This window comes from Pseudomonas sp. Z4-7, from assembly GCF_051131965.1.
Lineage (GTDB): Bacteria > Pseudomonadota > Gammaproteobacteria > Pseudomonadales > Pseudomonadaceae > Aquipseudomonas.
This window is the reverse complement of record NZ_CP071642.1, coordinates 3,750,319-3,770,676: the sequence shown is the minus strand read 5'-3', so window position 1 is coordinate 3,770,676 and position 20,358 is coordinate 3,750,319. Positions and strand designations below refer to the sequence as shown.

Below are 20,358 nucleotides of genomic sequence, written 5' to 3'. Positions count from 1 at the left end.
TGTGGGAGCGAGCTTGCTCGCGAAGGGGCCCTCGCTCACACCATCAATTCTCCTGAGTCACAGATGCAACGCATGCCCCAATGCCCGCAACGCCGCTTCCTGCACGGCCTCGCCCAGCGTCGGGTGGGCGTGGATGGTGCCGGCGATGTCTTCCAGCCGCGCGCCCATCTCCAGGGATTGGCCAAACGCCGTGGACAGCTCCGACACGCCGACACCGACCGCTTGCCAACCGATAATCAGATGATTGTCCCGGCGGGCCACGACCCGGACGAAACCGCTTTTCGATTCCAGAGTCATGGCCCGGCCATTGGCGGCGAACGGGAAGCTCGACACGATGCAATCGACTCCGGCGGCCTTGGCCTCGTCCGGCGTCTTGCCGACCACGACCACCTCCGGATCGGTGAAGCACACTGCCGCGATGGCCATCGGGTTGAATTCCCGATGCTCGCCGGCAATCAGCTCGGCGACCATTTCGCCCTGGGCCATGGCCCGGTGAGCGAGCATCGGTTCGCCGCTCAGGTCACCGATGGCCCAGACATTACGCATGCTGGTCTGGCACCGGTTGTCGATTTTCAGCGCCGAGCCATTCATCGCCAGGTCCAGCGCTTCGAGGTTCCAGCCCTGGGTGTTGGGCTTGCGTCCGACCGCCACCAGCACGCGGTCGGTCTCCAGGTTCAGCGTGTCGCCGTCGGGATCGCGCACTTGCAAGGTGCTGGCCTGGGCATCGAAGCCTTCGACGCTGTGCTTGAGGTACAGCTTCACGCCCATTTGCTTGAGCGCCTCGTGCACCGGTTGCGTCAGCTCGCCGTCGTAGGCCGGCAGGACCCGCTCCTGGGCCTCGACCACGCTCACTTCGGCGCCGAGCTTGCGATAGGCGATGCCCAGCTCCAGGCCTATGTAGCCGCCGCCGACCACCACCAGATGCTTGGGCACCGAGGTGGGGGCGAGGGCTTCGGTCGATGAGATGATCGGCCCGCCAATCGGCAGCATCGGCAGCTCGACACTTTTCGAGCCGGTGGCCAGCAGCAGGTGTTCGCACTGGATGCGCGTATCACCGACCTCAACGGTCTTGCCATCGATGACCTTGGCCCAGCCACGAATGACCTGGACCTTATTCTTCTTCAACAACGCCGCGACGCCCGTGGTCAGGCGGTCGACGATGCCATCCTTCCATTCCACACTCTTGCCGATGTCCAGGGTTGGCGCCGACACCGAGATACCCAAGGCCGAGCCCTGGCTGTGGTGGCGGGTCTGGTGGAACTGTTCGGCGACATGGATCAACGCCTTGGACGGAATGCAGCCGATGTTCAGGCAAGTCCCGCCCAACGCCTGGCCTTCCACCAGGATCGTTTCAATGCCCAGTTGGCCGGCGCGGATCGCCGCCACGTAACCGCCAGGACCGCCGCCGATGATCAGCAGCTTGGTGTTCTGAGTCCGCATTGCCTGCTCCATTGATGATTAGTCCAAAAACAAAGTGGCGGGTTGTTCGAGCAGGCCACGCAGGGCTTGGATGAATTGCGCCGCGTCCATGCCGTCGACCACCCGGTGATCGAAGGAGCTGGAAAGGTTCATCATCTTGCGGATCACGATCTGGCCCTTGATCACCACGGGCCGCTCAACGATTTTGTTGACGCCGACGATCGCCACTTCAGGCAGGTTCAGCACCGGCGTGCTGACGATGCCGCCCAACGCGCCGAGGCTGGTCAGGGTGATGGTCGAACCGGACAATTCGTCGCGACTGGCCTTGCCGTTGCGGGCCGCTGTCGCCAGGCGCGAGATTTCCGCCGCGCTGTCCCAAAGGCTGCGGGCCTCGGCGTGGCGCACCACCGGCACCATCAGGCCGACGTCACTCTGAGTGGCGACGCCGACATGCACGGCGCCGGAGCGGTGAATGACCTGGGCTTCATCATCGTAACGGGCGTTCATTTGCGGGAAATCACGCAGCGCCACGACCAGGGCGCGCACGAGGAACGGCAGCAACGTCAACTTGCCGCGACTGGAACCGTGTTTTTCATTCAGGTGAACACGCAATTCTTCCAGGGCGGTGACGTCGATTTCCTCGACGTAGCTGAAATGGGCGGCGCGCTGGGTCGCTTCCTGCATGCGCTGGGCGATCTTGCGGCGCATGCCGATCACCGGGATCTGCTGCTCGTCGTGACGTTCGGCATAACCCGAACCGCCCTTGGCCTGGGACGATGGGCCCTGGGCCAGATAAGCCTCCAGGTCTTCGTGCAGAATCCGCCCGGCGGGGCCGCTGCCCTGGACCAGGCGCAGCTGGATACCCAGGTCCAGAGCGTGTTTGCGCACGGCCGGCGAGGCTAGCGGGCGCTCGTCGGGATCGCGGGCCACCGGCGCCTGTGCCGCTTGGGCCGGGCGGGGCGCGGCGACGGGTTTTTCCGTCACAGGCTCGGGTCTGGAAGCCTGTGCAGGCTTCGCGACGGGCTCAGGCTTGGCCACCGGTGCCGCCGATTGCGCCGATTCCTTCAGGTTGCCGGCGCCTTCCACTTCAATGCGGATCAGCTCGCTGCCCACCGCCATGACTTCACCCGGCTCGCCACCCAGCGCGATGACCCGGCCATGCACCGGCGAAGGGATATCCACCATCGCCTTGTCAGTCATGACATCGGCCAACACCTGGTCCTCGACCACCATGTCGCCAACCTTGACGTGCCACACCGACAGTTCAACTTCCGCGATGCCTTCGCCGATGTCCGGCATCTTGATAACGTGCGTGCCCATTCAGACCTCCATGACCCGTTTCAACGCCGCGCCCACACGGGACGGCCCAGGGAAATACGCCCACTCCTGCGCGTGCGGGTAGGGGGTGTCCCAACCGGTGACACGCTCGATGGGCGCTTCCAGGTGGTGGAAGCAGTGTTCTTGCACCAGCGAAACCAGTTCGGCGCCGAAACCGCAGGTGCGGGTGGCTTCGTGGACCACCACGCAGCGGCCGGTCTTCTTCACGGATTTGACGATGGTGTCCAGGTCCAGCGGCCACAGGCTGCGCAGGTCGATGACTTCGGCGTCGATCCCGGTTTCTTCGGCTGCTACCTGGGAGACGTAGACCGTTGTGCCGTAGGTGAGCACCGTCACGTCCTTGCCCGGACGGGTGATGGCGGCGACGTCCAGCGGCACGGTGTAGTAGCCGTCGGGCACTTGCGCCTGCGGGTGTTTGGACCACGGCGTTACCGGGCGGTCATGGTGACCGTCGAACGGGCCGTTATACAGGCGCTTGGGTTCAAGGAAGATCACCGGGTCATCGTTTTCGATGGAAGCGATCAGCAGGCCCTTGGCGTCGTAGGGGTTGGACGGCATGACTGTGCGCAGCCCGCAGACCTGGGTGAACATCGCCTCGATGCTCTGGCTGTGGGTCTGGCCGCCATAGATGCCGCCGCCGCAGGGCATGCGCAGGGTCATCGGCGCGGTGAACTCGCCGGCCGAGCGATAGCGCAGGCGCGCGGCTTCGGAAATGATTTGGTCCGACGCCGGGTAGACGTAGTCGGCGAATTGGATCTCGGCCACCGGCCGCAGCCCATAGGCGCCCATGCCCACGGCCACGCCGACGATGCCGCTTTCGGAAATCGGCGCGTCGAATACCCGCGAGGTGCCGTACTTGTTCTGCAGGCCTTCGGTGCAGCGGAACACGCCGCCGAAGTAACCGACGTCCTGGCCGAACACCACGACGTTGTCGTCGCGCTCGAGCATCACGTCCATGGCCGAGCGCAGCGCCTGGATCATGGTCATGGTGGTAGTGGTCATGGCGGTGTCCAACGCAATATTGTTGTTGTGATCGTTCATGTCAGATCCCCAACTGCTGACGCTGGCGCTTCAAGTGCTCCGGCATCTCTTTGTAGACGTCCTCGAACATGGTCGCGGCGCTCGGAATCTGCCCGCCGGCGAGGGTGCCGTACTGCTCGGCTTCTTTCTGCGCGGCGATCACCTCGGCTTCGAGTTCGGCGGTGACGGCGGCGTGTTCCTCTTCGGACCATTGGCCGATCTTCACCAAGTGCTGCTTGAGGCGCGCGATCGGGTCGCCCAACGGGAAGTGGCTCCAGTCATCGGCGGGGCGGTATTTCGAAGGATCGTCAGATGTGGAGTGCGGGCCGGCGCGGTAGGTGACCCATTCGATCAGGGCCGGGCCGAGGTTGCGGCGGGCCCGTTCGGCGGCCCAGCGCGACGCGGCGTAGACGGCGATGAAATCGTTGCCATCGACCCGCAGGGAGGCGATGCCGCAGCCGACGCCGCGTCCGGCGAAAGTGGTGGCTTCACCGCCGGCAATTGCCTGGAAGGTGGAAATCGCCCACTGATTGTTGACCACGTTGAGGATCACCGGGGCGCGGTAGACGTGGGCGAAGGTGAGGGCGGTGTGGAAGTCCGACTCGGCGGTGGCGCCGTCGCCGATCCAGGCCGAGGCGATCTTGGTGTCGCCCTTGATCGCCGAGGCCATGCCCCAGCCCACGCCTTGGATGAACTGGGTGGCGAGGTTGCCGGAAATGGTGAAGAAACCGGCGTCCTTCACCGAATACATGATCGGCAACTGCCGGCCCTTGAGCGGATCGCGCTCGTTGGACAACAGTTGGCAGATCAGGTCCACCAGCGGCACGTCGCGGGCCATGAGGATGCTTTGCTGGCGGTAGGTCGGGAAGCACATGTCGTCGATGTTCAGGGCCAGGGCCTGGGCGCTGCCGATGGCTTCCTCGCCAAGGCTCTGCATGTAGAACGACATCTTTTTCTGGCGCTGGGCGACGACCATGCGGTTGTCGTAGATGCGTGTCTTGAGCATGGCGCGCATGCCCTTGCGCATGATCTCGACGGGGACGTTTTCAGCCCATTCGCCCAAGGCGTTGCCCTGGTCGTCGAGCACGCGGATCAGGCTGCGCGCCAGGTCGGCGGTGTCGGCGGGTTCGACGTCGATGGGAGGTTTGCGCACCGTGCCGGCATCGGTCAGATGCAGGTAGGAGAAGTCGGTCTTGCAGCCGGGACGGCCCGAAGGTTCGGGGACGTGCAGGCGTAGCGGTTCGTACGCTGGGTTCATGGCTTTCTACGCTCGATCTTGTGAATTTCTTGTAGTGGGCGCGCTAGCTGACGAATTTCCCTGGGTAGGTGGGAAATTGTCCTACAACAATCATAGGCTCGACGTAGGAGAATTTTTTTCTCTGTTAGCTTGCTGTTTAGATGATTTGCAGATAAAAAATCTGCACAACGATAAGAAACAGGAAATTTTGTCTCATGCGCAAATTGGATCGCACCGACATCGGCATTCTCAACAGCCTTCAGGAAAACGCCCGCATCACCAATGCCGACCTTGCCCGTTCGGTCAACCTGTCGCCGACGCCGTGCTTCAATCGGGTCCGGGCGATGGAGGAGCTGGGAGTGATTCGCGAGCAGGTCACCCTGCTGGATGCCGACCTGCTGGGCCTGCACGTCAACGTGTTTATCCATGTCAGCCTGGAGAAACAGGTGGAAGAGGCGCTGCAGCATTTCGAAGAAGCGATCTCCGACCGGCCGGAAGTGATGGAGTGCTACCTGATGGCGGGCGACCCGGATTACCTGATCCGTGTGCTGGTGCCGACCATCCAGTCGCTGGAGCGGTTCATGATGGATTTCCTGACCAAAGTCCCCGGGGTGGCAAACATCCGCTCAAGCTTCGCCCTCAAGCAGGTGCGCTACAAGACCGCGTTGCCGCTTCCGGCCAACGGGCTGACGCTGGGTACCTGAGTCACCCCAATCCCTGTGGGAGCGAGCCTGCTCGCGAAGGCGTCGGCACATTCAGCATCTGACAAGCAGACCCACCACCGTGGCGAGGGAGCTTGCTCCCGCTGGGCCGGTCCGACGCCTCGGGCGCAGCGGCCCCAAGCTGCTAAAGCTGATTGATCGGAATCTTCAGATAGGTCACGCCATTACCCTCCGCCGGCGGCAAGTGGCCTGCCCGCACATTCACCTGGATCGCCGGCAACAGCAGCGTCGGCATGCCCAGGGTCTTGTCGCGCTGGGTGCGCATGGCCACGAACGCGGTCTCGTCGATGCCGTCGCGAACATGGATGTTGTGCTGGCGCTGCTCGCCCACGGTGCTCATGCACTGGGGCTCGCGGCCCTCCGGCGGATAATCGTGGCAAACGTAGAGTCGAACGCCGGCAGGAAAGGCCAACAGCTTGCGGATCGAAGCGTAGAGCTGACGGGCATCGCCGCCAGGGAAGTCGCAGCGGGCAGTGCCCACGTCAGGCATGAACAGCGTGTCACCCACCAGGATCACATCGCCATCAATCAGGTAGGCCATGTCCGCCGGGGTGTGGCCGGGAACGTGCAGCGCGGTGGCCTTGAGGTTGCCGATAAAAAAAGATTCGTCGGCCGCGAACAGGTGATCGAACTGTGAACCATCCACGGCAAATTGCGCTTCGAGATTGAACAGCGTCTTGAAGACACTCTGTACCTGATGGATGGATTCGCCGATGGCGATCTTGCCGCCCAGTTTCCCCCGCAGGTAAGGAGCGGCGGACAAGTGATCGGCATGGGCGTGGGTTTCCAGCAGCCATTGCACTGTCAACTGGTGTTCAGCCACGAAAGCGATCACCCGATCGGCCTGCTCCGTGCCGCTGCGGCCTGACGCCGGGTCGTAGTCGAGCACCGGGTCGACCACCGCACAGGACCCGCCAGCGTGTTCATAAACCACGTAGGTATAGGTCTTTGAAGCGGGGTCGAGGAAGCTTTGGATCTGCGCGGGCATGACAACGAACCTGTGCGGGAAGAACTCATGAAAGGGGCTGCTACGCGGCCCAGCGGGAGCAAGCTCGCTCTTCCTATACCAATCTATGAATAGCGGGTTGCAACGCTTGGGACTTACAACATATGGTCCGCAGCTTAAGTGAGGGCCACCGCGTCCTGCAAATGCGATCACACCTGACAACAGGTGTGCGCGGCTTGAGAGACGGTTATGTTACTGGCAAGTTTTTTTGGTGTGATCATGGGCCTGATCCTTGGCCTGACAGGGGCGGGCGGTGGAATTCTGGCCGTGCCGGCGTTGGTGTTGGGCCTGGGTTGGAGCATGACCCAGGCCGCGCCGGTGGCGTTGTTTGCGGTGGGCAGCGCCGCAGCTGTCGGCGCCATCGATGGGTTGCGCCATGGGCTGGTGCGTTACCGCGCTGCGTTGCTCATTGCGCTGCTGGGCGCGGTGTTCTCGCCGGTGGGTGTCTATTTCGCCCACCAGCTCACGGAAAAAATCCTGATGATTCTGTTCAGCTTGCTGATGGTGCTGGTGGCGGCGCGCATGCTGCGCCGGGAAACCCCGCAGCCGGGACCCAGCGACCACGGCGCAGCCAGTTGGGGCCAGAAAAACTGCATGCTGGATCAGCAGACCGGGCGCCTGGCCTGGACCGCCCGCTGCACCGCCACGCTGTCGGCGTTGGGCGCGGTCACGGGCATGGTTTCGGGCCTGCTGGGCGTGGGTGGCGGTTTCCTGATAGTCCCGGCGTTCAAGCAACTGACCGACGTGCAGATGCGCGGCATTGTCGCCACCTCCTTGATGGTCATCAGCCTGATTTCGTTGATCGGCGTGGTGGGCGCGTTTCATGCCGGGGTCAGCATCGACCGGGTAGGGGCGGCGTTCATTGCGGCGAGCATCGTCGGAATGACTTTGGGGCGACGATTCTCCGCGAAGCTTCCGGCGCGGGGGTTGCAGGTGGGGTTTGCCGGGGTGTGTCTGGCCGTGGCGGGGTTCATGTTGTTGCGGGCTTAGCGCAGGAGAAGGCTTTTGTGGCGAGGGAGCTTGCTCCCGCTCGGCTGCGAAGCAGACGCCCCGATTGACACCGCAGGGGCCTGCTGCGCAGTCCAGCGGGAGCAAGCTCCCTCGCCACGGGGATTGGCGCGCCTATAGTTCTCGGCATTGCATCGAAAACCCCAACGCCACCGACTGCCCTTGCTCCAGCAAGCGCAACCCCGGCCGTCCTGGCAGATGATGAGCGTTGACCGGATGGCTGACCGGTTCGATGCAGAAGAAATCCAGACCGACGGGGCAGTACAGCAGGAAATATTCGCTGCCGCTGGCGCGACATTCCAGTTCGTAGCCCAAGTCAGGTTGCTGGATCAGGCATCGTCCGTCCCAGCCGCCGAAGCCGTTGTCGACGAGGGTGTCGGGCAATGACCGAAGTTGCTGGAAATCCCACTCCGAGGGAATATCCCTCAGTTCCGTTGGCAGTTTCGAGACGTCGCACATCCAGACTTCGCTGGCACGAGTTTGCAGGCGAGTGCCGGCGGTGCGTGGCAAATATGGATGCAAGCCCAACCCGTGCCAGGCGGCCTGTTCGGCCATGTGGGTGACGTGCAGGGCGATTTGGAGTTGGCCGCCGCTCAAGCGGATCCGCAGGCTGGCGCAATAGGCGAACGGGGTTTGGCTGTCCAGCTGCAGCAAGACTTCCTGATCAGTTCGTTCGGTAATCTGCCAGGGCTGCTGCCAGGCACTGCCATGGATCGGAAAGGGGTCGTTGGGGCTATTGGCTTCCAGGGCGAGCCAGCCGCCCGGGCAGTCGAAACCGCCTTGGGCGATCCGGTTCGACCAGGGGATCAACGGGAAGCAGCCGAGTTTTCCCGGGAGGCGGTTTTCCAGTGCTTGCGGTGCGGGCGGGCGCAGCAACGGCGCACCGGTGCTGCGCAATGTCCATTCAACGAGACTGGCGCCCAGGTGCGGAGCCAGGGTGAGGCGGGTGAGTTCGTCTTCGAGATGAAGGAGAGGTGGTGTCATGGCGGCGTCTTTTTTGTAAGGGCTGAAAGCTTTTGTGGCGAGGGAGCTTGCTCCCGCTCGGCTGCGAAGCAGACGCCCCGATTGACACCGGAGGGGCCTGCTGCGCAGTCCAGCGGGAGCAAGCTCCCTCGCCACAAGAGGGCTTGCTCACTGTTGGGGTTACAACACCAGATGCGGCAGCCACAACGAAATGGCAGGAACGTAGGTCACCAGCATCAGCACCAGGAACAGCATGGCGTAGAACGGCAGCAGCGCCTTCACGGTACTTTCAATGCTGACCTTGCCGATGGCGGAACCGACGAACAACACCGCGCCCACCGGTGGCGTGATCAGGCCGATACCGAGGTTCACCAGCATGATCATGCCGAACTGCACCGGGTCCACACCGATGCCCACGATCACTGGCATCAGGATTGGCGTCAGGATCAGGATCAGCGGCGCCATGTCCATCACGGTGCCCAACAGCAGCAACATCACGTTGATGCACATCAGGATCACGTAGCGGTTGTCCGACAGTGTCAGGAACGCGGTGGTGATCTTCGCCGGAATCTCCATCAGCGTCATGATGTAGCCGAAGCTGGCGGCGAAGCCGATCAGGATCATCACGATGGAGATGGTGCGTACCGTACGGTGCATCAGTTTCGGCAACTCGCTCCACTTGTAGTCGCGATAGATACACATGGTGACGAAGAATGCCCACACCACGGCAATCGCGGCCGATTCGGTGGCGGTGAACACACCCGAGAGAATGCCGCCAAGGATGATGAACAGGGTCATCATGCCCCACATGGCTTCCTTGCAGATCTTCAACGCTTGCTTGAGCGGAATCACTTCGCCCTTGGGGTAATTGCGCTTTTTCGCAAAAACCAGGCACAGCGCCATTAGGCACAGGTTCATCATGATGCCGGGGACGATGCCGGCCATGAACAGCGAACCAATGGAGACGGTGCCGCCAGCGGCGAGGGAGTACAGCACCGCGTTGTGGCTGGGCGGCGTCAGCAGCGCTTGTACCGAACCACTGACGGTGACGGCGGTGGCGTATTCACGCGGATAGCCCCGGCGTGTCATTTCCGGGATCAGCACCGAGCCGACCGAGGCGGTATCGGCCACCGAGGAGCCGGAGATCGCGCCAAAAAAACTCGAGGCCACGAGGTTGACCAAAGACAGGCCACCGCGCACGAAGCCTACCAACACACTGGCGAATGCCACCAATCGGCGGGACATGCCGCCCTCGGCCATGATCGCGCCGGCCAGGACGAAGAACGGAATGGCCAGCAACGAGAATTTATTCACCCCGCCCGTTACCTGAATCATCATGGCCTGGAACGGAATATCGATCCACCACGCCCCGATCAGGGCGGCAGCGCCCAGCGCGTAGGCGACCGGCATGCCGATCAGGATCAACAACAAAAAACTGCCCAGCAGAATCAGAGCGTCCATTAAGCGGCACCTTCGTTTTCTTCAACCAGGTCGAACTGCACGACCCGACGCTTGCTTTGATCACCCAGCAAGAGTTTTTCCAGGACAAAAATCAGGGTCAGGAAACCACCGATCGGGATCGGCATGTAGGTGATGCCGACGCGCAGGGTGGGGATGGCGCTCATGAACTGGTTCCAGGTGGTCATGCACAGCTTGGCGCCCCAGACAGTCATGAAAATGCATACCGCCGCCATCAACAGCTGGGTGAACACCGAAGCCAGGGTTTGCAAGTGCGGGGGCATGCGGCTGGTGACCATGTCCACGGCCATGTGCGAGCCGGAGCGGTAGCTGGCAGCAGCACCAATGAAGGTAAATACGATCATCAGCAAGATCGCGGTGGGCTCCGGCCAGCTCGAGCCTGAGCCGAGCACGTAACGGGCAAACACACCCCAGGGAATCATCAGCGCAACTGCCAGGACAGAGAGGCCGGCCACCCAGATGCAAGTCATGTAAATCGTGTCGTTGATACGCAGCAGCAAATTCTTCATCGGGTTCCACCGTAACTGGGCGCGCCTTTTAACCGCAGGCGCGCCCAGCCTTTTCATGAGTACAGATTAAGAGGGTCTTACTGGACAGCCTCGATGCGCTTGATCAGATCGGCGTACGGAGCACCGTATTTGGCCCGGATCGGCGCGGTGGCGTCATAGAAGGGTTTTTTGTCGACGGTGATGAACTCGACGCCGGCGGCCTTGAGTTTTTCTTCACTGGCGGCGGACTTCTTGTCCCACAGCACGCGCTCTTCAGCCTGGGCTGCCTTGGCGGCTTTTTTCACCATGTCCTGTTGCTCCGGCGTGAGCTTGTTCCAGGTGATTTTCGACATCACGATCGGCTCTGGCAGGATCAGGTGGCCGGTCAGGCTGTAGAACTTGGCGTTCTGGTAGTGGTTGTGCTCAAGCATGGTCGGCGGGTTGTTTTCCGCGCCGTCGATCACGCCGGTCTGCAGGGCGCTGAAGATCTCGCCGGTGTCCATGGCGATACCGTTGGCGCCCATGGCGTTGAAGGTCTCGATGAACATCGGGTTGCCTTGGACGCGAATCTTCATGCCCTTCAGATCTTCGAGCTTGCGCACCGGTTTCTTGGTGTAGAGGTTGCGGGTGCCGCCGTCCATCCAGGCCAGGGCCACCAGGCCGAATTCGGAGTTGGTGATCCGGTCGAGGATCGCGTCGCCCACGTCGCCGTCGATGACGGCGCGCATGTGCGCCTGGTCGCGGAAGATGAACGGCATGTTGAAGACGTTCACGTCCGGCACCACAGGGCCGACAATGCCCAGGCTGACCCGGGACATCTGGATCGCGCCGGCTTGCATTTGCTCGATGACTTCTTTTTCGGAACCCAGTACGCCACCTGGGAAAAACTTGAACTTCAGTTCGCCCTTGCTCTCGGCTTCCAGGGCTTTACCCATGGACTCCTCGGCGACTACGGTCGGGTAGCCCTTGGGGTGGATGTCGGCGATTTTCAGGGTAAGTTCAGCGTGTGCCGCCTGGGCCAGAAAGGCCAAGGGCAAGGCCGCGATCAAAAGCGTGCGTTTGAAATTCATGGTCAATCTCCAGTGTTGTTGTTTTTATGTCTATCGATGTGAAGCGGCAAAGCAGATCAGTTCGCGGCGTGTTTCCATCCTCCGAAAGCCGGTTCAGCCAGGCCCTTGATGCCGGGGTTGAGGGCGAACACGCCACCGGCCAGGGATTGCGGATCATTGTCGTCACCCGGGCGGATCGAGGTGACGAAGAGGGTGTCGAGCTGGCTGCCGCCGAAGGCGCACATGGTCGGTTTTTTCACCGGCACTTCCAGCGAACGGTCGAGGCGTCCGTCCGGGGTGAAACGGTGAATCAGCCCGGCGTCATTGGCGCAGATCCAGTAGCAACCGTCGGCATCCACCGCCGCGCCGTCCGGGCGACCGGCCAGGGGCATCATGTCGACGAACAGGCGCCGGTTGGACGGGGTGCCGCTGTCGATGTCGTAGTCGAAGGCCCAGATCTGCTGGATCAACGGGTGCGAATCGGAGAGGTACATCGTCCGTCCGTCGGGGCTGAAACCCAAGCCGTTGGGCACGATGAAACCGCTGAGCTGTGGCTCGACCGGGCTGCTTTGCCCGGCGTCAAAACGGTACATCCGGCCTTCGTCGGCGTTGGCGCCCATGTTCAGCACCATGCTGCCGGCCCAGAAACGGCCCTGGCGATCACAGCGGCCATCGTTGAGGCGCATGTCGGTACGGCTGTGCTCGACGCTGGCGCACAGCTCGCTGTCCAGGCTGCCATCGTCATTGGGCTGCAGACGGAAGAAACCGCTTTCCATGCCCGCGACCCAGCCGCCGTCCTGGTGACGGGCAATGCAGGCGAGCATTTCCGGTGCTTCCCAGCCCTGGATTTTTCCAGTGCTGGCGTTCCAGCGTTGCAGGCCGCCGCTGGGGATGTTCACCCAATAGAGGGCATTTTCCTCGGGGACCCACACGGGGCTTTCCCCGACGGCATTGCGTGCGTCGACAATCAATTCGGCTTGCATGGCGATTCCTTGGTTCGTGTGTATCCCATGAAACAGGCGAATCAGTTGTCGAACGGGCCGGCAGCAACAAAGGCGCCGCCCTGGTAGATCCTGGCCGGGTCATCCTCGGCCGGCATCGGCTGGGCTTCGACTTTGGCGCGGAAGATTTCCGACGTATCCTTGGGCTGGTAGCCCAGGTGCGCGGCATGGCTGTTGTCCCACCAGACGTCGCGGTTGGCGGACATGCCGTAGACCACGGTGTGGCCGACCTTCGGGGTGTAGAGCGAGCATTCGATCAGTTGGGTGAGGTCGTCGAAGCTCAGCCAGGTGCTCATCATCCGGCGGTTCTGTGGTTCCGGGAATGACGAGCCGATGCGGATGCTCACGGTCTCGATGCCGTAGCGATCGAAGTAGAAGCTGGCCATGTCTTCGCCGTAGGACTTGGACAGGCCGTAGTAGCCATCCGGACGGCGAGGGGAGAGGGCGTCGAGGGTCCGGTCCTGCTTGTAGAAGCCGATGACGTGGTTGGAACTGGCGAAGATCACGCGCTTGACGCCGTGCTTGCGCGCCGCTTCATAAATATGGAACACGCCGCTGATGTTGGCGCCGAGGATCTCTTCGAACGGACGCTCGACCGACACACCGCCAAAATGCAGGATGGCGTCGACGCCTTCCACCAATTGGTGCACGGCCTGTTTATCCGACAGGTCGCAGGGCACCACTTCTTCGCTTTCGTCGATGGCCGATGCCATGTTGGCGATGTCCGACAGGCGAATATGGCGGGCGTAAGGCTTGAGGCGTTCGCGCAAGACTTTGCCAAGGCCGCCGGCGGCGCCGGTCAACAGCAAGCGATTGAAAGGGTGGCGAATCTGTGTCGTGGTCATGGCATTACCTGAGCAAACAGTGAGAGGTACAGTTGTTATAAGTTGTCGTACGACCGAGGGCGAATATCCTTATCCTTCTGCTGCCTTGTCAACGTTTGATCGACGAACCGCTCTGGAACGGCGTCCTTGCCGTAGATTGCCATGGGATGCGCCCAGGCTGAATCCTTCCGTTACAGCAGCGAAATCGGGTAGCTGATGAAGATCCGGTTCTCGTCGAATTCGTTGGTGCTGAAGTCGCGACGAATCGATGCGTTACGCCATTTTACGTTAAGGCTCTTCAGCGCACCGCTCTGCACGGTATACGCCAGCTCAGTCTCGCGGCCCCATTCCTTGCCATCGTCGACGGTAGCGGTGTGCACGTTGTCACCGCTGATGTAGCGGTTCATCAGGGTCAGGCCCGGCACGCCGACAGCGGCGAAGTTGAAGTCGTGGCGCAGTTGCCAGGATTTTTCCTTGGCGTTGTCATAGCTGGAGTTGTAGCTGTCGTTCGCCAGGGTGCCGCCGCTGGTGCCGTTGACGCGCATCCAGGCATCATCGCCGCCGACTTTCTGCAGGCCGACATAGAAGGTGTTGCCACCGTATTTGGCCGAGAGCATGGCGAACGCGGTCTTGTTATCCAGGTCGCCGGCCAGGGCGCTGCCGTCTTCCTTGCCGGTGAAGTAGCCCAGGTTGGCGCCCAGGGTCCAGTCGCCCATGGGTTGGCTGTGGGTCAGGTTGAAATATTGCTGCTGGTAGATGTCGGACAGTTCCGCGTACCAGACACCGACCTGGGTGCGTTTTTCGTTGAAGGCATATTCGCCGCCGCCGAAGTTGAAACGGTCGGAAGTGAAGGCACCGCGGCCGTTCATCGACATGTCTTCCATGCTCGCGTCGTTACGCGGGCTGTTGCCACGGAACTGGCCGCCATAGAGGCTCAGGCCGTTGATCTCGGTGGAAGTGACCTGGCCGCCCTGAAAGGTTTGCGGCAGGGAGCGGCCATCGTCGGAACGCAGGATTGGCAGCACCGGCATCCACTCGCCGACTTTCAATTCAGTCTTCGAGACCTTGGCCTTGAGGGCCACGCCCAACCGGCCGAAGTCATCGGCCGGGCGACCGTCGTCGTGCACCGGCAGCAGCTGGGTACCGGCGGTGCCGCGACCGCCGTCGAGCTTGACCGAGTACAGGCCGAGCACGTCCACGCCGAAGCCGACCGTGCCTTGGGTGAAACCGGACTTGGCGTCGAGGATGAAGCTTTGAGTCCATTCCTCGGCTTTGCCTTGGGCGGCGGCGCCGTTGACGAAGTTGCGGTTGAAATAGGCGTTGCGCAGATTCAGCGTGGCTTTGGCGTCATCGACAAAACCTGCGGCGCTGGCGGTCATGGGCAGGAACATGGCCAGGCTGCTGCAACTGATCAGGCCCAGGGCGACATTCGATGGGGAAAAAGGACGGGTTGGACGGTTGTTGGGCGAAAAACGGACACGTGTGCTCACTCTGACGCTCCCTTGCTTTTTTGTTGTTTTTATCTGTTATACGTCGTCGTACAACATGGCAGGGATTATTTGGTGGCGGGTGATTCTTGTCAACTGGCCATTACTGCGAATTTTGCTTCCCGATAGCCGCTGATGGGTGGGCATCTCGTGGGGTTATGGGCGCACCTTAGGCTGGAAGGGCTTCGCTGTGAGGCATGCCGCGGTCTGAAGAATAGCTGCGAGCAGATCGGGTTGTGCGATGACTGGTCTAAGACATTAGTCGAATGGGCCTGCCTATAAAGCTTTTGTGGCGAGGGAGCAAGCTCCCTCGCCACAAAGCATCGGCGGCGTTTCCAGTCATCGAACAGGCACAAAAACAGGCTGCCAGCGCAAAAAGGAGTAACCTGCCGCCCTGCTTTGATTCCCTTCCATGGACCCTCCTCATGTTTCCCAACGCCGAGCGTTACAACCATTCCACCGAATATGCCAACAAACTCGTCGACCGCATCGGCCAGACGCCGGCCTGGATTGCCTTGCGCATCGGCATCACTGAAAAACGCATGCGCTACATTCTTGCGGGCTCGCGCACGATCAAGGGCGACACCACCGAAATCCTCATGTCTTACGCCGAGCAGTTCTGCCTGGAGTGCCTGGCCGCCGAGGCCAAGGCCGCCAAGGATCGCGCCCGCTCGAAGGCGGCGGGCCCTGCTAGCGACGCCTGAACCATCACGATCCGTGGCGAGGGAGCTTGCTCCCGCTGGCTGCGTAGCAGCCCCTCTTGAACACCTTGCATCATTGTCGCCAAGTTGCCAGTGATTGGGCTGCTGCGCAGCCCAGCCGGAGCAAGCTCCCTCGCCACGAAAGCGACTGCGGCACTTCTTGGCGGTCCTTGTCGTCGAACAGGCATCTGGAAAGTTTCCAGCGGCCTATTATCGCTATGTTCCCGCAAGGTTTTTGAATGGATCACTACACCCCGCGCGCCTGGCAGCCGCACGAACGGCCGACGCTGCCCGGTTCGCCCTCGACGCCGTTGCATCCCACGCCCAAGCGGCTTGCCTACGCGCTGGTGGGCGTGCTGGTGGCATTGACCGGGGGCTTGGGCAATTCGCTGGTGATCGCCAATCTGCCCTATCTGCAAGGGTCCCTGGGCGCCACCACGGCGGAGATGGCCTGGTTGCCCGCGGCCTACGTCATGACTAACGTCTCGATGAACCTGCTGCTGGTGAAGTTCCGCCAGCAGTTCGGCTTGCGCGCGTTCACCGAAGTGTTCCTGGCGCTCTACGCCCTGGTGACCTTCGGCCATCTGTTCGTCAACGACCTGAACTCGGCGATCGCCGTGCGTGCGGCCCATGGCATGGTGGGTGCGGCCCTCAGCTCCCTGGGCCTGTATTACATGGTCCAGGCTTTCCCGGCCAAGTGGCGGCTCAAGGCGCTGGTGTTGGGCTTGGGCACTTCGCAGCTGGCGCTGCCAATGGCCCGGCTGTTCTCTGAAGACCTGCTGCAAACCGCCGAATGGCGCGGCTTGTACCTGTTCGAGCTGGGCATGGCGCTGCTGTCGCTGGGCTGCGTGCTGCTGCTCAAGTTGCCGCCGGGTGATCGCTTCAAGACCTTTGAAAAACTCGACTTCCTGACCTTCACCGTGCTCGCCAGCGGCGTCGCCTTGCTGTGCGCGGTGTTGTCGCTGGGGCGCATCGACTGGTGGTTGGAAGCGCCATGGATCGGCGTGGCCTCGGCGGCTTCCATCGTGCTGATCATGGCAGGCCTGGCGATCGAACATAACCGCAGCAACCCGATGCTGATGACGCGTTGGCTCGGCAGCGGGGTGATGATCCGCCTGGCCCTGGCGGTGATTCTGATCCGCATGGTGACCTCGGAACAGTCCACCGGGGCGGTGGGTTTCCTGCAAGCGCTGAACATGAGCAGCCAGCAGATGCACAGCCTTTATGTGGTGATGCTGATCGGCAGTATCGCCGGGCTGGTGACCAGTGCGCTGACGATCAACCCGGCGCACCTGTTCATGCCGCTGATCATTTCCCTGGCGTTGATGGCCACGGGGTCGGTGATGGACAGTTATTCGAACAACCTGAGCCGTCCGCAAAACATGTATTTCAGCCAGTTCCTGCTGGCATTCGGCAGCACGTTCTTCCTCGGGCCGACGATGATCCTGGGTGTGCGCAATGTGCTGACCAACCCGCGAAACCTGGTGAGTTTTTCCGTGCTGTTCGGGATCTGCCAGAGCCTCGGCGGCCTGGTGGGGGCCGCGGTGCTCGGCACGTTCCAGGTGGTACGCGAGAAATTCCATTCCAGCCATCTGGTGGAGAACCTGAGTCAGTTCGACCCTCGCGTCGCCGCGCGGGTGGACAGCGGCGGTTCGGCGGTGGGTTCGCTGATTGCCGATCCGGGCCTGCGTCACCTGCAAGGCCTTCGCAGCCTCGCCACGGCCGCTACCCGCGAAGCCAACATACTTGCCTATAACGACGTGTTCATGCTGATCGCGGTGATCGCCGTGCTGACCATGATCTGGATTTCCATTCGTGCCCTGTGGCTGATGAGCACCACCCAGCCCGCCGCCGCAGCGCCTGCCCCTTCGACACAACCCAGCGGTGCCACTTCTCCATGACCGAGCCGACCACCACGACCACCAACGCCATCGCCGATACGCCGGAAGACCAGGCGCCTCCTGCCGCTCCGGCGACAAAACCGCGCTCTCTGCGAGTGCGGGTGCTTTCATCCCTCGGATTCGCCGCAGTGGCGATTGTCGGCGTGCTGGTGGTGCTTTATGCCTGGCAATTGCCGCCGTTCAGCAGCGCCGTGGAAACCACCGAGAATGCTCTGGTGCGCGGGCAGGTGACGATTATCGGGCCGCAGCTCAGTGGTTACGTCCATGAAGTCCCGGTGCAGGACTTCCAGTTCGTCAAGGCCGGCGATCTGCTGGTGCGCCTGGATGACCGCATCTACCGGCAACGGCTCGACCAGGCGCTGGCGCAGCTGGCGGTGCAACAGGCGGCCCTGGCCAACGTCGTACAGCAGCGCAACAGCGCCGAGGCGAGCATCAAGCTGCGCCAGGCCGCGCTGGCCGACAGCCAGGCCCAGGCCCACAAAGCCGCCGCCGACCTGCGCCGCAACGAGGCGTTGATAAAGGACGGTTCGGTGTCCAGGCGTGAACTGGATATCAGTCGCGCCGCCAGCGCCCAAGCCACCGCGGCCGTCGCCCAGGCCCAGGCCAGCCTGGAAATTGCCCGTCAGGACCGGCAAACCGTCATCGTCAACCGCGGCTCCCTGGAAGCGGCTGTCGCCAGCGCCGAGGCGGCGGTGCAACTGGCGCGCATTGACCTGTCCAACACGCGCGTGTTGGCGCCACGGGACGGTCAGCTGGGGCAGATCGGCGTGCGCCTGGGCGCCTACGTCAATTCCGGAGCGCAGTTGATGGCGCTGGTGCCGAACCAGAAGTGGGTGATCGCCAACCTCAAGGAAACCCAGATGGACAAGGTACGGGTCGGTCAGCCGGCAAGCTTCACCGTGGATGCCCTCGGCCATCGCCGCTTCCAGGGGCATGTCGAACGCATTTCCCCGGCCACCGGTTCCGAGTTCAGCCTGCTGCAGGCCGACAACGCCACCGGCAATTTCGTCAAGATTGCCCAGCGCGTTCCGGTTCGCATCACCGTGGATCCGGACCAGCCCGAAAGTGAACGCCTGCGGCCGGGGATGTCGGTGGTGGTGAGCATCGACACGGCCGCCGAACAGCAATGACCCGCAGAAGAAAGCCGTTTCCTGCACAGGGAACGCGTCACTCGTGCAGGAGTCGTAACCTCCATGCGTTTCTGACCCCCACGGAGATCCAATGAATCTGGAAGTCCCGAGCACCGATACCAATCGCCGCCAACTGCTGCAGATCATCGCCGGGCTATCGGATGGCGTGATGCTGATCGAAGTCGACCAGACGATTGCCTGGGCCAACGAAGCGGCCTTGACCATGCACGGAGTCGAGGAGCTTGGCGAGTTGGGCGCCAACGCCAAGGAGTACGCCCGGCGTTTCAATTTGCGTTATCGCAACAACCATTCGCTCCCCGAAGACAACTATCCCATCGCCCGCGTCGCTCGCGGCGACGAATTCAGCGATGTGCTGGTGGAGGTCACGCCCGTGGCCGATCCGGACCGCACCTGGGTGCACCGCATCCGCAGCATGGTGCTGACCGACCGCAACGACGAGCCGGAATACCTGGTGCTGATTCTCAGCGATGCCACGGAATGGGCCAGCGCCGAACAGCGCTTCGAGAAAACCTTCGGCGCCAACCCGGCACCAGCGGTGATCTGCCGTCTCAGCGATTTGCGCTATATCAAGGTCAACGCGGGTTTCCTGGAAATGACTGGCTACAGCCGCGAAGAGGTGATCGGGCGTTCGGTGTATGAACTGGATGTGCTCGAGGCTGCCGAAAAGCGCGATCTGGCCGTCGAGCGCCTGGGGCAGGGCGCGACCATCCCGCAGATGCAGGCCGAACTGCGCTTGCCCGATGGCACCAACAAACAGGTGATCGTCGCTGGCCAGCCGCTGGACCTCCACGATGAAGACTGCATGCTGTTTTCGTTCATGGACATGGAGCCGCGGCGCAAGGCCGAAACGGCGCTGCGCCAGAGCGAGGAGCGTTTTGCCAAGTCGTTCCGGCTGTCACCGGTGCCGACGCTGATCTGTAGCGCCGAGCTGCAACTGGCGGAAATCAACGAGGCCTTCCTCCAGGCGACGGGTTATGCCAGCGAAGAGCTGTTGGGCAAGACCGTGGAGGAGATCGGCTTCCTCGAGAAGGAAGCGGCGGCGACGTTGTTCGGGCGCCTGGAAAAGACTGCCACCGTGTCCAGGGTCGACGTCAAGGTGCACAAGAAAGGCGGGGAGCAGATCGACTGCGAAGTGGCGGCCGATACCGTCATCATCCAGGGCAAGCCATGTTTCCTGCTGGTGCTGATGAATATCACCGAACGCAAGCGCTCGGAGCTGGAGCTGGTAGCGGCCATCGAAGAAGTGATGAAGGACGCGTCGTGGTTCAGCCGTACGCTGATCGAAAAACTGGCCAACGTGAAGAGTATCAATGCGCAGACCCCCACGACGTCGTTCACTGAGCTGACCGCCCGCGAACGTGACGTACTGGGGCTGATTTGCGAGGGCCTGGCCGACAAGGAAATCGCCGCGCGCTTGAAACTGGCCCCCAACACCGTGCGCAATCACGTGGCGACGCTGTATTCGAAACTCGACGTTCATAGTCGTAGCGAGGCGATTGTCTGGGCGCGGGAGCGGGGCTTGTTCGCGAACGAATGGCGGATAAAGGCACCATGATAGCCAGTG

General features: G+C 62.2%; 18 protein-coding genes. 6 read left to right on the top strand and 12 right to left on the bottom strand.

Annotation, left to right across the window (positions count from 1 at the left end; genetic code table 11):
* Positions 1-57 precede the first annotated feature (57 nt).
* The 4 genes from lpdA to J3P91_RS16860 are packed head-to-tail and all read right to left on the bottom strand — an operon-like array spanning position 58 to position 5,035.
* Entirely contained in the window at positions 58-1,440 is a 1,383-nt protein-coding gene (gene lpdA, locus J3P91_RS16875) for a dihydrolipoyl dehydrogenase (protein ID WP_434601169.1), read from the bottom strand.
* Positions 1,441-1,458: 18 nt separating this feature from the next.
* Entirely contained in the window at positions 1,459-2,739 is a 1,281-nt protein-coding gene (locus J3P91_RS16870) for a dihydrolipoamide acetyltransferase family protein (protein WP_434601168.1), read from the bottom strand.
* Positions 2,740-3,798, bottom strand: coding sequence for an alpha-ketoacid dehydrogenase subunit beta (locus J3P91_RS16865; RefSeq protein WP_305500321.1), 1,059 nt, complete (start codon positions 3,796-3,798; stop codon positions 2,740-2,742).
* Position 3,799: 1 nt separating this feature from the next.
* Complete coding sequence (locus tag J3P91_RS16860; protein WP_434573443.1) at positions 3,800-5,035, bottom strand: 3-methyl-2-oxobutanoate dehydrogenase (2-methylpropanoyl-transferring) subunit alpha; 1,236 nt, start codon at positions 5,033-5,035, stop codon at positions 3,800-3,802.
* A 194-nt stretch (positions 5,036-5,229) separates the two neighbouring features.
* Between J3P91_RS16860 and bkdR the strand changes: the two genes are divergently transcribed.
* Positions 5,230-5,718 (top strand): Bkd operon transcriptional regulator BkdR, encoded by a 489-nt coding sequence (gene bkdR / locus J3P91_RS16855; protein ID WP_003202929.1) that lies wholly within the window; start codon positions 5,230-5,232, stop codon positions 5,716-5,718.
* 142 nt (positions 5,719-5,860) lie between these two features.
* Here the strand turns inward: bkdR and J3P91_RS16850 are convergent, their stop codons facing one another.
* Positions 5,861-6,724 carry an MBL fold metallo-hydrolase gene (locus J3P91_RS16850; protein WP_434601167.1) on the bottom strand — a complete coding sequence of 288 codons (864 nt, stop codon included), beginning with the start codon at positions 6,722-6,724 and terminating at the stop codon, positions 5,861-5,863.
* A gap of 207 nt (positions 6,725-6,931) precedes the next feature.
* On the opposite strand from J3P91_RS16850, the gene J3P91_RS16845 reads away from it, so the two are divergent.
* Entirely contained in the window at positions 6,932-7,732 is an 801-nt protein-coding gene (locus J3P91_RS16845) for a sulfite exporter TauE/SafE family protein (RefSeq protein ID WP_434601166.1), read from the top strand.
* A 132-nt stretch (positions 7,733-7,864) separates the two neighbouring features.
* On the opposite strand, the gene J3P91_RS16840 is transcribed toward J3P91_RS16845, so the two are convergent.
* The 7 genes from J3P91_RS16840 to J3P91_RS16810 form a co-directional block, all read right to left on the bottom strand.
* Positions 7,865-8,734 carry an aldose 1-epimerase gene (locus J3P91_RS16840; protein ID WP_434601165.1) on the bottom strand — a complete coding sequence of 290 codons (870 nt, stop codon included), beginning with the start codon at positions 8,732-8,734 and terminating at the stop codon, positions 7,865-7,867.
* A 159-nt stretch (positions 8,735-8,893) separates the two neighbouring features.
* The gene (locus J3P91_RS16835; RefSeq protein WP_434601164.1) at positions 8,894-10,174 is read right to left on the bottom strand and encodes a TRAP transporter large permease; all 1,281 of its coding nucleotides are present in this window, start codon (positions 10,172-10,174) and stop codon (positions 8,894-8,896) included.
* Entirely contained in the window at positions 10,174-10,701 is a 528-nt protein-coding gene (locus J3P91_RS16830; protein WP_434601163.1) for a TRAP transporter small permease, read from the bottom strand. Before J3P91_RS16830 ends, J3P91_RS16835 begins: the two co-directional genes overlap by 1 nt.
* Positions 10,702-10,778: 77 nt before the next feature.
* Positions 10,779-11,750: a TRAP transporter substrate-binding protein gene (locus J3P91_RS16825; RefSeq protein ID WP_434601162.1), complete on the bottom strand. Its 972-nt coding sequence runs from the start codon at positions 11,748-11,750 to the stop codon at positions 10,779-10,781.
* A 56-nt stretch (positions 11,751-11,806) separates the two neighbouring features.
* Positions 11,807-12,712, bottom strand: coding sequence for an SMP-30/gluconolactonase/LRE family protein (locus J3P91_RS16820; RefSeq protein ID WP_434601161.1), 906 nt, complete (start codon positions 12,710-12,712; stop codon positions 11,807-11,809).
* Positions 12,713-12,753: 41 nt separating this feature from the next.
* Positions 12,754-13,575, bottom strand: coding sequence for an NAD-dependent epimerase/dehydratase family protein (locus tag J3P91_RS16815; protein ID WP_434601160.1), 822 nt, complete (start codon positions 13,573-13,575; stop codon positions 12,754-12,756).
* Between the two features lie 170 nt (positions 13,576-13,745).
* The gene (locus tag J3P91_RS16810; RefSeq protein ID WP_434601159.1) at positions 13,746-15,044 is read right to left on the bottom strand and encodes an OprD family porin; all 1,299 of its coding nucleotides are present in this window, start codon (positions 15,042-15,044) and stop codon (positions 13,746-13,748) included.
* A gap of 422 nt (positions 15,045-15,466) precedes the next feature.
* On the opposite strand from J3P91_RS16810, the gene J3P91_RS16805 reads away from it, so the two are divergent.
* From J3P91_RS16805 to J3P91_RS16790, 4 genes are all read left to right on the top strand, one after another.
* Entirely contained in the window at positions 15,467-15,745 is a 279-nt protein-coding gene (locus J3P91_RS16805; RefSeq protein ID WP_434601158.1) for a hypothetical protein, read from the top strand.
* A 236-nt stretch (positions 15,746-15,981) separates the two neighbouring features.
* On the top strand, positions 15,982-17,643 hold the full coding sequence (locus J3P91_RS16800) for an MFS transporter (protein WP_434601157.1): 1,662 nt from the start codon (positions 15,982-15,984) through the stop codon (positions 17,641-17,643).
* A complete protein-coding gene (locus J3P91_RS16795; RefSeq protein ID WP_434601156.1) occupies positions 17,640-18,773 on the top strand; it encodes an HlyD family secretion protein in 1,134 nt (377 codons plus the stop codon). Before J3P91_RS16800 ends, J3P91_RS16795 begins: the two co-directional genes overlap by 4 nt.
* A gap of 91 nt (positions 18,774-18,864) precedes the next feature.
* Positions 18,865-20,349: a PAS domain S-box protein gene (locus tag J3P91_RS16790; RefSeq protein ID WP_434601155.1), complete on the top strand. Its 1,485-nt coding sequence runs from the start codon at positions 18,865-18,867 to the stop codon at positions 20,347-20,349.
* The last annotated feature ends 9 nt before the right edge of the window (positions 20,350-20,358 follow it).

Coding starts and splice junctions, on each gene's coding strand:
- J3P91_RS16805 (WP_434601158.1), top strand. CDS start 15,467: ATGTTTCCCAACGCCGAGCGTTACAACCATTCCACCGAATATGCCAAC.
- J3P91_RS16860 (WP_434573443.1), bottom strand. CDS start 5,035: ATGAACCCAGCGTACGAACCGCTACGCCTGCACGTCCCCGAACCTTCG.
- J3P91_RS16815 (WP_434601160.1), bottom strand. CDS start 13,575: ATGACCACGACACAGATTCGCCACCCTTTCAATCGCTTGCTGTTGACC.
- J3P91_RS16820 (WP_434601161.1), bottom strand. CDS start 12,712: ATGCAAGCCGAATTGATTGTCGACGCACGCAATGCCGTCGGGGAAAGC.
- J3P91_RS16790 (WP_434601155.1), top strand. CDS start 18,865: ATGAATCTGGAAGTCCCGAGCACCGATACCAATCGCCGCCAACTGCTG.
- J3P91_RS16865 (WP_305500321.1), bottom strand. CDS start 3,798: ATGAACGATCACAACAACAATATTGCGTTGGACACCGCCATGACCACT.
- J3P91_RS16840 (WP_434601165.1), bottom strand. CDS start 8,734: ATGACACCACCTCTCCTTCATCTCGAAGACGAACTCACCCGCCTCACC.
- lpdA (WP_434601169.1), bottom strand. CDS start 1,440: ATGCGGACTCAGAACACCAAGCTGCTGATCATCGGCGGCGGTCCTGGC.
- J3P91_RS16845 (WP_434601166.1), top strand. CDS start 6,932: ATGTTACTGGCAAGTTTTTTTGGTGTGATCATGGGCCTGATCCTTGGC.
- J3P91_RS16850 (WP_434601167.1), bottom strand. CDS start 6,724: ATGCCCGCGCAGATCCAAAGCTTCCTCGACCCCGCTTCAAAGACCTAT.
- J3P91_RS16825 (WP_434601162.1), bottom strand. CDS start 11,750: ATGAATTTCAAACGCACGCTTTTGATCGCGGCCTTGCCCTTGGCCTTT.
- J3P91_RS16830 (WP_434601163.1), bottom strand. CDS start 10,701: ATGAAGAATTTGCTGCTGCGTATCAACGACACGATTTACATGACTTGC.
- J3P91_RS16835 (WP_434601164.1), bottom strand. CDS start 10,174: ATGGACGCTCTGATTCTGCTGGGCAGTTTTTTGTTGTTGATCCTGATC.
- J3P91_RS16795 (WP_434601156.1), top strand. CDS start 17,640: ATGACCGAGCCGACCACCACGACCACCAACGCCATCGCCGATACGCCG.
- bkdR (WP_003202929.1), top strand. CDS start 5,230: ATGCGCAAATTGGATCGCACCGACATCGGCATTCTCAACAGCCTTCAG.
- J3P91_RS16800 (WP_434601157.1), top strand. CDS start 15,982: ATGGATCACTACACCCCGCGCGCCTGGCAGCCGCACGAACGGCCGACG.
- J3P91_RS16870 (WP_434601168.1), bottom strand. CDS start 2,739: ATGGGCACGCACGTTATCAAGATGCCGGACATCGGCGAAGGCATCGCG.